Below are 13,914 nucleotides of genomic sequence, written 5' to 3' on the forward strand. Positions count from 1 at the left end.
GTTACGGGTATTACGGGTGTTGGGTCTGTTGGCGTTACGGGTGTTGGATCTGTTGAGGTTACAGGTGTTGGTGTTACGGGTATTACGGGTGTTGGATCTGTTGAGGTTACAGGTGTTGGTGTTACGGGTATTACGGGTGTTGGATCTGTTGAGGTTACAGATGTTGGCTCAATTGGGGTTACTGGTGTTGTCTTAGTTGGGGTTACTGGTGTTGTCTTAGTTGGGGTGACTGGCGTTGTCTGAGTTGAGGTGTCAGATGTTGTCTTAGTTGGGGTGACTGGTGTTGTCTGAGTTGAGGTGTCAGATGTTGTCTGAGTTGAAGTGTCAGATGTTGTCTTAGTTGGGGTGACTGGTGTTGTCTGAGTTGAGGTGTCAGATGTTGTCTGAGTTGAGGTGTCGGATGTTGTCTCAGCTGGGGTGTTGCGTGTAGGAGGTAGATTCATTTCAAATACTCCCTCGCCTTTTATCGGTGGCTGTGCTTCCAAAGCCGCAGCAGTTTCAGCTTGAACACTGGTGATTGCAGGATCGGGTGTAGGCACAGGACTCTGCCTGTTCAAATCAAGTTCCCGAACCATCTGGCTCGTTTCATAAAAATTTCTGAGATCAAAATCATATAACCTCTGAAATTCGCCTTTAACTATAATCACCATTTGCCCTGCTTCCAACACCTGAGTTTGAGAAGCTTTCTTATTAGAAACTTCAATGCCGCTATTTGTTAGCGCGCCTACAATCGTGGTATCTGTTTGTTGGTCGTAGCGTACAAATAATGCTGAACCACGAATTGCTGCTGCTGCATTTGGTGTTTGTATACGTGTTTGCCCCTTTCCTGGTGGGATGAGCAACAATACAGTCCCATTTGTCAGTTTAAAGTCACGAGTCTTCGGCAAAAATTGAAATAACGCTTGTTCTCCAACTCGTGCCAAAGAGCCATCATTAAAACGCAAATCTGCTAGAGAAGCTCGACCAGTTGACAACCCGTCTCCAGGGGTCATTGCATCTAATTTGCGTGCAGGACGTTTCTTCAATTTATCTTTGGGTATCAGTTGTACGATGTTGCGGAGGTTCTGAATCTCTGCTCGCGTTAGAGGAGTTATAGCGCTTACGCGATTTGGCAGAGGAAGTACTATAACTCCCCATAAACCAATCACCAATAATGGAAACGATTTATAAAACATAGTTTGAGAAATTTTGACCTTCAACTAATATCATAAAAATTAAAGTTTAAGCTAATGCTAATTGTTGTAAGAGTTTTTTAGGTAAATTAGTTTAAATTTTAATTTTAATTTAATGCATAAAATAGATAATAAGTAAAATATATGTATTTAATTGATCTAAGTTTTTTTTATGAATGAAACTGAAATTGTATGTAATCAAGTCCGTGGGAAATTGGGAAGTTAGTATTTGATATAAAAAAATAAACAAGAAATACCTTACATATAATCCTTTCTAATCACTTCAGGCAGAGGGTCATTAATTATGGGGTACAATAACTTGCTAAGATTTATTGTTAAATTATCCACTAGCTGTATTTCACTAAAATTTAAGCAGGTATTTTATCGAAGCATCTCAGTTTTACAAAAAAATCTGGGAAAAATCCGAAAAGAAGCAATTTTAGTTTGTAGTTTCAGTATATACCTACAAAGCTAAAATAGATGCAATCAACTGTATCTTTGTAGTCGGAACTTCCGATACAGCTTGTGGGTCTACATTTGCCAAACGCAATCAATGCGATCTAACCAGATGCGACTCAAGAACTGGAAAAATTTGTTTTTTTGTATTTTGTTAACATCCAGTGGTGGAAGCTGGTGTTGCATTAGAGTAGATGCGGCAGAATCTGCAATTACAGATGTTTTGCATCCTAATCATTTAGCAACTATACAGTTAACTCATGAGCAGTTATGTCATAAGTTGGAGCAAAAGGCAATTAACTCTTTGTGCAACCTGTCGAGTGAGTCACATACTTTAGACTCTCGGATGCCATTAAATCTGGCACAGCAAACATCAGAAACGACTCAAATCCCAGATCAAACTGAAGAACCTATAGATACTCAAAAGCAAAATGAACCGCCACAGCTAGAATCTCCGCCAAATAATTTGCCCATATCTCCTTCAGACTCAAAGGAGCAACTATTAAATTTACCTGAGAGAAAGTATTCTCAAAGGCGAGAGAGGTTGATAGAACTGCTACGATCGCCAAAACAACCGTTTGAATCTGATAGCGATCGCGAATTGGGGTTGCGGGTGCGGTTACGACCCCTAGAACAACAGCTACCACCACCCACAGAACAACCTGTACCTCAGTTTAAACCTATTGGCTATCTACAAGGACGTGTCGGCTACTTCCAGACGAGTAACATTTTTTCCTCAAATGATAGCCCCATAGAAGATGGTTTAATTATTTCTGGACTGACACTAGCCTCTACATATTTCCCTTTAGGATCTAAGACTTTTGTAAATGGCTCAATTGATGGCAATCTGATTCGTTATATAAATCAGTCACAATATCATTACAATCAGGTGAGATTCAATCTCAGTCTTTACCAGCAGCTATCCCAACGAATGTTTGGAGAAATCAGTTGGAGCAATCAACAGTTATTTTATGCCAACAGCAGCGATCGCTTCGATAGCTTCAAAGCAGGCGATCGCTTTTTAAATGAAAATTCCCTACAACTGTCTTTGGGACGGCGAGATCCCTTAACTTCAAGATTAACCCTAGATAGCTTCTACGAATTGAGTGTAAATTTTGCCGATCCCCAAAGTCGTAATCGGATAATCAATTCCTTTTGGGTGTCTCTGAACTACTACTTGCAAAAGCCTCTCCAGGTTGGTATTGACTACCAAATGAGTTTATCAGACTTTACACAGCGCGATCGAGAAGACGAATTTTATCGGCTATTCGGACACTTAAATTATCGAATATCCGATACCATTTATATGAATGTCCAGGCTGGAGTAAGTTTAGGTAGTTCAACCGCCGAAAACATTGATTTTGATGGCTGGTTCTTCAGTATTAATTATGGCTTGCAATTAGGTAAGTTTTGAAATTTGTCCTTTGTCATTAGTCATTTGTCCTTTGTGATTTATCCTTTATTAAAAAAACTAATGACCAATGACCAATGACCAATGACTAATGACCAATGACCAATGACTAATGACCAATGACCAATGACTATAAATAGGAAATCCAATCACTCCAGCTACCAGCATAAAGTTTCCCCTTGCTAATACCAGCTAATTCTAAAGAAAGTAAATTCACACAAGCAGTAACGCCAGAACCGCAATAAACCAATATTTCTTCGGCTGTTTTTAGCTTTTCCCACCGACGCTGTTGTTCTTCTTGAGGAAGTAAGTAGCCGGAAGAGTCTGTAACTTCTTGCCAGGGATAGTTAACTGCACCGGGAATATGTCCGGCAATTCGATCTATTGGCTCTCGTTCGCCTCGGTAGCGATCGCTCTCTCTTGAATCTACCAATACGACCTCGTGGCTATCTTTCCGGCTTTTCACTGCTGTAATATTTACCACCTTTTCTGTTTGTACTTGAGGGACAAACGTACCCATTCGCGGGGAAGAAATAACATCTGTAACAGAATACCCAGCTTTTTGCCATCCAGCCAAGCCGCCATCCAGTACTGCTACTTGCTCATGTCCTAGATAGCGCAACAGCCACCATAGACGAGATGCAAAAGCAAAGCGCGAATCATCATAAGCTACAACTAAACTTTTTTGATAATTTACCCCAATCGCTGCCAATTTGTTAGCTATATCATTAGGGTTAGGTAAAGGATGTCTTCCGCCATGCTTACCCACTGGACTGGAAAGATCCTGATTCAAATCTAAGTAATATGACCCCTCTATGTGACTTATTTTATACTGTTTATGTCCTAGTTGTGGATCGGCTAAAGAAAAGCGACAATCCACAATAACGACTTGCGGATCTTCTAGATGTTCAAACAGCCAAGCTGGCGAAACAACAAATTGGGGACTTGTACTGAGCGAAGCCGTTGGCGTGGTCACTGAGCGTAGTCGAAGTGCAGCCTCTCCAAGAGTTGTATTGGGCATTAGTCATTATTGAGTTTTTTATAAGATGTCAAACTTAGAGAATTTTACACCTAAGTTAACAGCAGATGGTTCTTTCACCTTTGTCTCTCAAGAGTTTGGTGAATCTTTTCACAGCGATTCTGGAGCTACGCAGGAAAGTTTTTGCAAGTTTGTGGAACCTACTCAACTGGCTACAGCAGCGCAAAAACCAGTCTTGCGACTATTGGATGTTTGTTATGGTCTAGGATATAACACAGCTGCTGCTTTGCAAACAATTTGGGCAGTGAATCCTAGTTGTTGTGTTGAAGTAATCGGTTTAGAACTGAATCCAGCAGTTCCACAAGCGGCGATCGCTCATCGATTGTTCGACAATTGGAACTGTAACTATATTGAAATTTTGAAAAAGCTAGCTTTTGAGCATCAAGTACAAACACCTTACCTGAAAGCAAAGCTACTAATTGGCGATGCTAGAACTACGATCGCCCTAGTACATCAGTCGGGTTTCTGGGCAGATGCAATTTTCCTCGATCCCTTTTCACCACCACAGTGTCCTCAATTATGGACTGTTGAATTTATTAAACAGTTGTCATTGTGTTTACACCCAGATGGTTTATTAGCCACTTATTCTTGTGCTGCTGCTGTACGTACAGCACTTTTGGCTGCTGGCTTAGTGATATATTCTACCCCACCCGTAGGAAGGCGATCGCCTGGTACTGTGGCAACACATTCTCAAAATGCTGATTTTAAAGACCACTTCCCAATCACTACCCTCTCAGAAGTTGAAAAAGAACACTTGCTAACTCGTGCTGCTATTCCCTATCGCGATCCTCAATTGAGCGATCCAACTGAAGTCATAGTCAGGCGGCGACAACAAGAGCAACAAACCTCTTGTCTAGAACCTGCCTCTCATTGGCGAAAAAGGTGGCTATTCGGAACACAAGGCAGGCATTTTATGGGAACTAGTTTGTAGTTTGATTACAATATCATACAATATGCTACGCCTTTGAGCTGCAAGCCTAATTGAACGAGTTTTTACAAGCCAAATAGCTTAACTATATGTTAGTATTCAATATTACATCCTCTTTAACAGTACTGGAGTATTCCCATAATTGAGTAAAAACATTTATATCTAAATGATTACTATAAAGACTTGAAACTCAAAATCCGATATCTCAATGTAAAGCACGCAATTATAACGCTTTCTGACGCCACAAGGCTAAAAAATCTCCGTAAAAAACCTGATTTAACATTTGTGAGAATTTATCATACTGGAATTACAAGCAAAAAATTTGACAACAAGAGACACCTTGTTCGTAACATAAAAGATACATGCTGCGAAAAATTCCATCGGCAGCTTGACATCATGCATAATCCATATAGAAACTCTGACTCAGATACAGTCGAATCTTAAATTTGTTTTTAAAATCTGACACTGTTAACTAAACTTGTGCAAAAACTTGGAGTGCCTTTGTGATTCAATGGAAATCCAACTATACAGGCTTTACAGAAAAAATTGTTAATGGGTCAAACCCCATTAGCACAGTGAAGAGTATCGGTTCAAATCATGCCGTGGAATCGCAAAATGCGGAAGGTTATTCTTTAGGCTTATCTCAAGAAGACCTTATGCTTGAAGATAGGCAAGCAATGTCTTCTTGGATAAAATCTGATGTTAATTGTGATGATGATTCATTGGTCTCTAGAACACTACAAGCCAAAGGTTCTAAAGTGAATGGGTTTGATTTAGATCCACCGAAGGTTTTAGTTGTTGACGATCATGCCGCCAGTCGGATGACTGCTGTCGCCCTCTTGGGGATGGAAGGATACGAAGTGATTGAGGCGGACAGTGGTTCTATTGTTGTGGGATTGGTAACTCAAAAACAACCAGATTTGATTTTGCTGGATGTCATGATGCCAGGAATGGATGGATTTGAAGTCTGCCAATTGCTTAAACAGGATGAGCAGACTAGGCTAATCCCAGTAATTTTTATTACAGCGTTAAATGACAGGCGATCGCGCATTCGGGGAATTGAAGTTGGGGCAGATGATTTTCTCACTAAACCCTTCGATCGGGTGGAACTAGCGGCGCGTGTCAAGTCCTTGGTGCGGCAGAAACGTCTAAACGAAGACTTAGACCATGCCGAACAAGTGCTATTTTCCATTGCCATGTCTATTGAAAGCCGCGATCCCAATACAGGCAACCATTGCGAACGTCTAGTAAAACGGGGACAAGTTTTTGGTGAATACCTCAACCTCTCACGCTATCAAATTCGAGATTTGATGTGGAGTGGTTATCTCCACGATATCGGAAAGGTAGGTATTCCCGATGCTGTGCTGCTAAAAAAAGGCAAACTCACCCCCGAAGATTGGCAAATTATGCAGCAGCACGTTTTGATTGGAGAAAAAATCTGCCAACCACTACGGAGTATGCGCGGTGTAATTCCGATTATTCGTCATCACCACGAACGCTGGGATGGCTCAGGCTACCCCGATGGACTCAAGGGGGATGATATTCCTTACCTAGCGCAAGTATTTCAGTTAATTGATATTTACGATGCCCTAACCAGCGAACGACCTTACAAAAGAGCTTTTACTTCAGCAGAAGCACTTTTAGTGATGCAAGAAGAAACTGATTCCGGTTGGCGTAACCCCAAATTAATGCAGCAGTTTGCAGAGTTTATTCGCTCTTGTCAGGAAAAAGGGAAGAGTAAGGAATAGAGAGTAATGATTTGTAGCTGCTGTCAAGAACGCTAATTGGTATGATGTTGAAGAAGAATTCAACTATTCTGAATTCAGGAGTCAGAATAAATCAGTCGGGGATTCAGACCGGCGCAGGTCTTGTTGCACCACCAAATTTTCAATTTGGTGGGGGCGCAAAAACGCCGATTATTCATCCGCTTTTTCGGAAATAATTCATTGCTGAATTCTGACTCCTGACTCCTGAATTCTGTTCGATAATCTCTGCTTTTGAGGAGTAAAGTTATACCGACTCCTGAATTATGACTCCTTTGATATTTTCAGTCTTCTATAATTAGCTGGTATGATTTGAGCCGAGATTTTAAAGTACCAACAGCATTAATCACAATTTCACTGATAGCTGATAGCTAATTATGGTAGTTGTAGCAATTCTAGCGGCGGGACGCGGCACACGGATGAAATCACGCTTACCCAAGGTTTTACATTCTTTGGGTGGGCGATCGCTAGTAGAGAGAGTTCTCGAAAGTGTAGAACCACTTTCGCCCTCACGGCGAATCGTGATTGTGGGATATCAATCCGAGGAAGTTCAAGCCGCCATGCATTCAATTCCCAGTTTGGAGTTTGTCGAACAGACTGTGCAATTGGGGACAGGTCATGCTATCCAGCAATTACTTCCTCACTTGGAAAATTACACTGGAGATTTGCTGGTACTTAACGGCGATTTACCGTTAATACGCAGCGAAACTCTTAAGCAGATGTTACAAACTCACGTCCGAAATCAAAACTCTGCCACTATTCTCACCTCGCACCTACCTGACCCCACAGGCTACGGGCGAGTTTTTTGTAACGATGAAAATATTGTGCAGGAAATGGTCGAACACAAGGATTGTACGGCTGTTCAAAGAGAAAATCAGCGGATTAACGCTGGAGTTTACTGCTTTCGCTGGCCAGATTTGGCAAAGGTGCTTCCTCACCTCCAGGCAAACAATGCCCAAAAAGAATACTATCTCACTGATGCCGTGACTCAAGTCGGAAAAGTGATGGCAGTGAATGTGGAAGATTACCAAGAAATTCTCGGCATTAACGATCGCTTGCAACTGGCAACAGCATCCGAAATTTTGCAAAAACGAGTCAAGGAAAAATGGATGCTGGCGGGTGTCACCCTCATCGACCCCACAAGCATCACCATTGATGAAACAGTGGAATTGCAGCCAGATGTAATTATTGAACCCCAAACTCACCTGCGGGGAAATACGGTAATCCAAACAGGAAGTCACATTGGACCGGGGAGTTTAATTGAAAATAGTCAGTTAAGTGAAAATGTCACAGTGCAATATTCAGTAGTCATAAATAGCACCGTGCAGGCCGGAAGTCGAATTGGCCCTTATACTCATTTGCGCGGTCAGGTACAGGTGGGTGCTGGTTGCCGTGTGGGGAATTTTGTGGAATTGAAAAATACGCAATTAGGCGATCGCACCAATGCAGCACATTTGTCATATATAGGCGATACAGTTGTCGGCAATCAGGTGAATATTGGTGCTGGTACAATTACTGCCAACTATGACGGCGTAAAGAAACATCGTACCAAAATAGGCGATCGGACGAAAACTGGTGCCAATAGCGTTTTAGTGGCTCCAATTACCTTGGGTGATGATGTCTACATTGCAGCTGGTTCTACTGTGACAGAAGATGTGCCTGATGATTCTCTGGTAATTGCCCGTAGTCGTCAGGTGGTGAAACCAGCTTGGCGAAGGAAAAATGTTGAAAATGAAACCACAGATCAACATAAATAATTCATCGGTGTGAATCGCGTTTGATCTGTGGTTTTAGACTATAAACCACGATTTTTGCTAGATGTCTAATCTAGCTAAGATTAGTAGTATAGCCAAAATCTCAACACATAACATACATGGAAGAACTGCTAGAACTTAGGCAATTTCTAGAACAAGGCAAAATCCATGAGGCGCTACTGTTGGTGGATGAGTTAGAAGAAATGAGCCTCAGTGACAAAATCAATAAAATTGATAGTTATGGTGTGATTCTGCTCATCCATTTAATTAAACAAATGGCCGAAAAACGTTCGACTCGCTCTTGGGATGTTTCAATAGAAAATACAGTGCGGGAAATTAACAAAATAAACAAGCGCCGCAAATCCGGTGACTTTTACTTGAATCAAGCAGAATTAATCGATATTCTGGAACAAGGATATCAAGTGGCACTGAAAAGAGCGGCGCTAGAAGCTTTTGAGGGGCGTTATGAAGCCCAAGAATTGGCCGCAATAGTTGACCAGCAAGAAACTTTAGCCGAAGCCCTGAAACTGATTCAACAATAGCCGATCAGTTCGTTGCCAGTCCATTCCAAAGTATCACCAACTTTTTCGCCATCGTGGTAGGCGGCGAGTAAGATTTCGCTAGTTTTTCCCCAAGCGATCGCTCCACTAGCATCTAAGGCGATCGCTCCCAAATCGCGTTTGTTCTCGTGGGCTTCCCCAAAGGATCGCTGCATCGCCTCCTTCAGTGACATCCCATCAGTGACACGCACTACAATCCGGGCAGCTAAACACTCATCAATGATATCTTCGCCAATGCCAGTACAGCTAACACCAGCATTACTAGTCGCATAATTACCTGCTGGCATCGCCGAATCACTTACCCTGCCAATCCGCTCAAATCCCTTACCACCAGTAGAAGTACCAGCAGCTAGCTTACCAGATGCATCTAAAGCTACTACACCGATGGTACCGCGTCCGGCATTGCTGGTTTCTAGCAGTTCGGGTTCTGCTACCACGCCAGCCATTGTGCTTTGAAAATTATCCTGGCGCTCTTGTATCCACTCTTGTAACCGCAAATCAGTTAAAGCGTTATAGCTGGGAATTTGCATTTCCCGCGCCAACTCAGCTGAACCAAAATCTGATAGCACTCGGTCTGGCGAGCTTTGTAAAAATTGCGCTAAATCAATCGGATTTTTCACCCGCGAGATATTAATCACACCACTAAACCGCCCTGATGCACCATCCATCAGGGAAGCACTCATACGAATTTGTCCATCAGATTGCAATACCGAACCAGTACCAGCATTAAAGCGGGGGTTGTCTTCGAGCATTAGGCAACCCTGCACCACTGCCTCTGAGGCAGTTGCTCCTGACAATAATAGAGAATAAACTTCCTCTATTACTGTATGGAGCGATCGGCGCACCGCCTCTAATCCGCCTTTACCGTGGAGAGAACTACCAGCCCCTCCATGAATAATTAATTTAGGTTGCACCTGTAACTCCATTAATCTCTTGCGCTATTTGCGTCTGTATTGCGGTTGGTTTCATTTTGAGCTTCAGAACGGCGACGACGACAACGTTCTGAGCAATATTTCACATCGTCCCAACAATCTTGCCACTTTTTACGCCATGTAAAAGGACGTTGACATACCGGACAGATTTTTGTGGGTAGGTCAGATTTAGAACGAACACGTCCCATATAAATACTGTGTAGATGAGAATTTAATTTCTGAGGGAGATGGAAGATAATTATAACCAGTTTGCTACGAAGGCAGGATAAATTCGACGAACAAATATATTGTCAATCTATCCTTTGACTTATTTGCAATATTTTTTCGTAGATGAGAATTGAATTTCTGAGGGAGATGGAAGATACTTGTAACCAGTGTGCTACGAAGGCAGGATAAATTCAACGAACCAATGTATTGTCAATATATCCTTAGACTTATTTGCAATATCTCTTCTAAAAAGAGAGAGGCTTTGAATCTTACTATCCTTCTCTTTTAGGAACTTGCAAAAAATCAATTATCCCAAATTATTTGTAAGTAGGTAGGCAGAATAAAACTAAACTATGTTAACAAAGATAAACAATACTCAAACCCTTTTCCCTCCTGCTTTCTGTCTCCTGCCTCCTGCCTTATCTCAACTACAAATATTTACACCCATCTACTTAGCTCTGCTGACAATATAGCTAAGAGATCGAATGAAACAGCCCTGGAGTTAGGGGGATTTAAAACTGCCTAAAGTCAGAGCGAAACACTTTTCAAACTAATCTCGAAATACTAAACACGTAAATAGCCTGATAGTATCATGTTTTTTGTTGTCGTCAGCAATAAAATAAAATTTTACGTAAAACTACTATTCATAAAATTCTAATAGTGCTATTGTTTGTATGCTGCTAAAAAACAAGTTGTAGTGGCACGACAACAAACACGTTTACCTTACTAACTCTTAGGAAAGAAAATCATGATTATCAACGATCTTTCTCATGTAGAAACCGTTCTTGAAAATGAGAATGTTCAAGGTGGAATAGCTTTTGCAGATGCTACTTCAAGATCACGCGCTGCTGGTAGAACCATCGCTATCACAAGCATTCAAACTGATACCATTGCTATCTCCGGCAGAATCAGCGTATCTGCTAGTGCTGGTACATCTAGTGCTACTGCCGCCTAAATATGCCTTAGTCCTACAGTGTACTACAGTGCATTTTAGATAGAAAAATTGCTGAAAGTTCTCAAAAACTTTCAGCAATACACTCGTTTTTCAAAGAGAGCTTTTTTATGGAACGATTAAGAATTTCCGATCTCAGTTTTTGTGAAGATGAAGTTTCCGATCTTAGTCAAGTACAAGGGGGAGTTGTATCTGCTTACGCACGTGGTTATTCTACTGCTAAAAATAGCAGTTATAAAGTAGAAAACGGCACTATTACAGCTACTTATAATGCTGCTATTGCTGTCGGTGTTGCTGCTGCTATTGTTGATGATGGTGAGGTTCTTGCATCTGTCGATACATCGGCAACAGTTTTCTAAAGCTGGCATAACCAAATTGTAGGAAGCTTTTATGGGCTATATCCATAAAAGCTTGTTAGGAATATTTTTATACCTCTATCTTATACCACATATAGCAGTATAAGACAGTAGGTAAAAGCGACACTTCGGCGTTGCTTAATGACTATGCTTGTTTTTGAGTTCAAAGCTTATAAAAAGTCAGCCCAGATAACAGCAAGTAGATAATGCAATTCTGACTGTAAAAATTCATTCCAAATAGGCTGTATTTGGCTATAGATGAATTTTAAAAATACAGCTAAAAAAGATTTGCATAAATTATTGAATTGATTGTGCTGTATTTGCAGCTAACTTTCCTTTTGCTAATGAACTTAACTTAATGGCAAGACTTACCAGTGGAGAACAAGCATGGTCTTCTATCTCTTAGTTTTACGACAACTGTAAAAGGGGTACTCCGGGTTTAAAACGATATCCACAGTTCCAAAAATATTGTCGCCCTGTTGATTACAAAAAATCAGGGTAGAAACTTGTGGATGATCGAAAATCTATAACTTTTAACAACAAAAAAGCATTGGGCGATTAAATTAAGAAAGCGTCAATGACCTATAATATCGGCTAGAATACACGTTTGTAAGTGTGGCCGTGTAATGCGTAGGGACGAAAACGCAGAAATAAAGTGCGATTCATTCAGTCGAAACTAAATAATCGGGGGATTACTGGCCTCTACAGGGTAATCCATGAGGATTGAGTTCGCACTTTAATCCCTTCTAGATGACAACTTCATTTTTATCGCTATTTATTTGCATTTCTTTAATGCTTGTCTATCAGGGTGCAAAATCACAAAATTATCTGCATACCTAATGACTTGGGGTTTCCATAAATGCCATTTCCCAGACCTGAACTTCTCTTAGTGCAAACATACTAAACAGACCTTAAATCCTGATTAACCAACAACGCAGCCGAAGAAGCTCTTTTACGCTTGCGTATTGAGACAGCACCAAACATAGCGCAACTAAACAGCGAACCTAGAATTGTTGAGGGTTCTGGGATAGTATAGACACTCACCTGATTAATTTTAGATTCTATTAATAATAAACGAGTTGACTTATCGAAAGTACGGGAATATTTACCCTTAAAGGTAGTCAAAGCATATTCTTGTGTTCCGCCAAAAGATTTATCAGAAGTCTTTGAATCAAAAGTTATGTTACTACTCGGTTCAAATACAAAAGCATCATTGTTGCCTATAGTTGATAAATTTCCAGAAATCTTGAAAGAGTCCAAAGGCTTATCACTATCACTATCGATGTCGTATAACTCATATAAGAACTCTCCACTAGCATTTGCACGTTCGGTCACTGCATCATCAATGGATGTTTTAAGGTTAAATAAGCCACTGAAATCAAAAGAAAACTCTTTGTCTACTATAAAATAATAACCGGTAATCGCAGCCAAGCTTTCCGCCGACCCTGTATAGCCATCACCCTCACCTCGAGCTTGACTCAAGGACAAATTAGAGGCAGAGTTGTTTGCCTTGATATTAAACTCAGCCTCAGCCTTAGAATCAGCAGTTACTTGACCACCTGTGCTAATTGCTGTGGTAACATTATCAGTTTCAGTCCCAACATCTAAAGTGCTGCTACTAAAGTTGTAGATGTTAAATGTTGACTCAGAATAGGCAAAGGTAGCAGCTTGGCTCGGTAAGGTTGCAAATATCGAAGTAGCGATCGCTGGAGTAACCAATGCCAAAAAACGCTTCACAACTTTGGTGTATTTTTTCATACAATTTTTTGTTTTTCTTTCACGATGTTAAGATTGCAAATTTGTCATGCTTGTCTACTGCCTTACTAATGAGTAAGAACAAATTATAGGCAAGCAGGATGGTCAGCTTGGGAACTTTTCAAGCCATGTTTGTCTTATGTAGAAGAAATCTTCTATTTAAGGACGAATTTTTATTTACCAGTTCTACACCTTTATATAAGTAATAACCGTATAAGTAATTTACTCATTAAGTCTGGGGTGCAGTGAATTGGTTACATACTTATACTAGTCGTGCATCCACTAGTTTCTTGTAAAGCTTGAGTAAAAAAGAGCGTTTTTTAATTGGAATTTACGTAAGGATTCCGTAGGGAGAAGTTCACAAATTCAGTAGGGAGAGTTCACATAAGTGATGTTGGGGCCAGAGCATCCTTTGATAGCAAGCAAGTCACTGTAAAATCAAGCAACGATCGCCTGTACCAATTGTCGAAGTCAGAGTTGGTAGCAATAAGGTTCGGTTAAAGTGCATAGTCTAAAGATCGCCCTTAGTCCCCCTTAAAAAGCTACGGTGTACACGCAAGTCCTAAAAACCTAGCTTGATAAGACTTTCCTCATTCCAAGTCCGAAACTGGGAATGCATTCATTGAGTC

General features: G+C 40.9%; 12 protein-coding genes. 7 read left to right on the forward strand and 5 right to left on the reverse strand.

Annotation, left to right across the window (positions count from 1 at the left end):
• Window positions 1-1,175 (reverse strand): FecR family protein (locus tag V7K61_RS00765; protein ID WP_335050064.1); only part of this gene is annotated, 1,175 nt, incomplete at its 3' end.
• Window positions 1,176-1,725: 550 nt separating this feature from the next.
• Here V7K61_RS00765 and V7K61_RS00770 point away from each other — a divergent pair.
• A complete protein-coding gene (locus V7K61_RS00770; protein ID WP_442936283.1) occupies window positions 1,726-3,042 on the forward strand; it encodes a hypothetical protein in 1,317 nt (438 codons plus the stop codon).
• Window positions 3,043-3,169: 127 nt separating this feature from the next.
• On the opposite strand, the gene V7K61_RS00775 is transcribed toward V7K61_RS00770, so the two are convergent.
• A complete protein-coding gene (locus V7K61_RS00775; RefSeq protein ID WP_335050066.1) occupies window positions 3,170-4,060 on the reverse strand; it encodes a sulfurtransferase in 891 nt (296 codons plus the stop codon).
• A gap of 25 nt (window positions 4,061-4,085) precedes the next feature.
• On the opposite strand from V7K61_RS00775, the gene V7K61_RS00780 reads away from it, so the two are divergent.
• The 4 genes from V7K61_RS00780 to V7K61_RS00795 all read left to right on the forward strand — a co-directional run bounded on the left by V7K61_RS00780 (window position 4,086) and on the right by V7K61_RS00795 (window position 9,065).
• Window positions 4,086-5,009 carry a tRNA (5-methylaminomethyl-2-thiouridine)(34)-methyltransferase MnmD gene (locus V7K61_RS00780; RefSeq protein ID WP_335050068.1) on the forward strand — a complete coding sequence of 308 codons (924 nt, stop codon included), beginning with the start codon at window positions 4,086-4,088 and terminating at the stop codon, window positions 5,007-5,009.
• 500 nt (window positions 5,010-5,509) lie between these two features.
• Entirely contained in the window at window positions 5,510-6,754 is a 1,245-nt protein-coding gene (locus tag V7K61_RS00785; RefSeq protein WP_335050070.1) for a two-component system response regulator, read from the forward strand.
• A gap of 392 nt (window positions 6,755-7,146) precedes the next feature.
• Complete coding sequence (glmU, locus tag V7K61_RS00790; RefSeq protein WP_335050072.1) at window positions 7,147-8,526, forward strand: bifunctional UDP-N-acetylglucosamine diphosphorylase/glucosamine-1-phosphate N-acetyltransferase GlmU; 1,380 nt, start codon at window positions 7,147-7,149, stop codon at window positions 8,524-8,526.
• Window positions 8,527-8,642: 116 nt separating this feature from the next.
• Window positions 8,643-9,065, forward strand: coding sequence for a DUF29 family protein (locus V7K61_RS00795; protein WP_335050074.1), 423 nt, complete (start codon window positions 8,643-8,645; stop codon window positions 9,063-9,065).
• Here the strand turns inward: V7K61_RS00795 and V7K61_RS00800 are convergent.
• Together V7K61_RS00800 and V7K61_RS00805 are read right to left on the reverse strand one after the other, a co-directional pair.
• A complete protein-coding gene (locus V7K61_RS00800) occupies window positions 9,056-10,009 on the reverse strand; it encodes an isoaspartyl peptidase/L-asparaginase (RefSeq protein WP_335050076.1) in 954 nt (317 codons plus the stop codon). The two genes, V7K61_RS00795 and V7K61_RS00800, sit on opposite strands and share 10 nt — an antisense overlap.
• Window positions 10,009-10,203: a DUF2256 domain-containing protein gene (locus V7K61_RS00805; protein ID WP_094350216.1), complete on the reverse strand. Its 195-nt coding sequence runs from the start codon at window positions 10,201-10,203 to the stop codon at window positions 10,009-10,011. Before V7K61_RS00805 ends, V7K61_RS00800 begins: the two co-directional genes overlap by 1 nt.
• 767 nt (window positions 10,204-10,970) lie before the next feature.
• On the opposite strand from V7K61_RS00805, the gene V7K61_RS00810 reads away from it, so the two are divergent.
• Window positions 10,971-11,177, forward strand: coding sequence for a hypothetical protein (locus V7K61_RS00810; RefSeq protein WP_335050078.1), 207 nt, complete (start codon window positions 10,971-10,973; stop codon window positions 11,175-11,177).
• 107 nt (window positions 11,178-11,284) lie between these two features.
• Window positions 11,285-11,533 (forward strand): hypothetical protein, encoded by a 249-nt coding sequence (locus V7K61_RS00815; RefSeq protein WP_335050080.1) that lies wholly within the window; start codon window positions 11,285-11,287, stop codon window positions 11,531-11,533.
• A gap of 897 nt (window positions 11,534-12,430) precedes the next feature.
• Here the strand turns inward: V7K61_RS00815 and V7K61_RS00820 are convergent.
• Window positions 12,431-13,288, reverse strand: a complete 858-nt coding sequence (locus V7K61_RS00820) for a PEP-CTERM sorting domain-containing protein (RefSeq protein ID WP_335050082.1) — start codon at window positions 13,286-13,288, stop codon at window positions 12,431-12,433.
• Window positions 13,289-13,914: the final 626 nt, after the last annotated feature.

Origin of the sequence: Nostoc sp. (assembly GCF_036918015.1) — a bacterium.
Lineage (GTDB): Bacteria > Cyanobacteriota > Cyanobacteriia > Cyanobacteriales > Nostocaceae > Nostoc.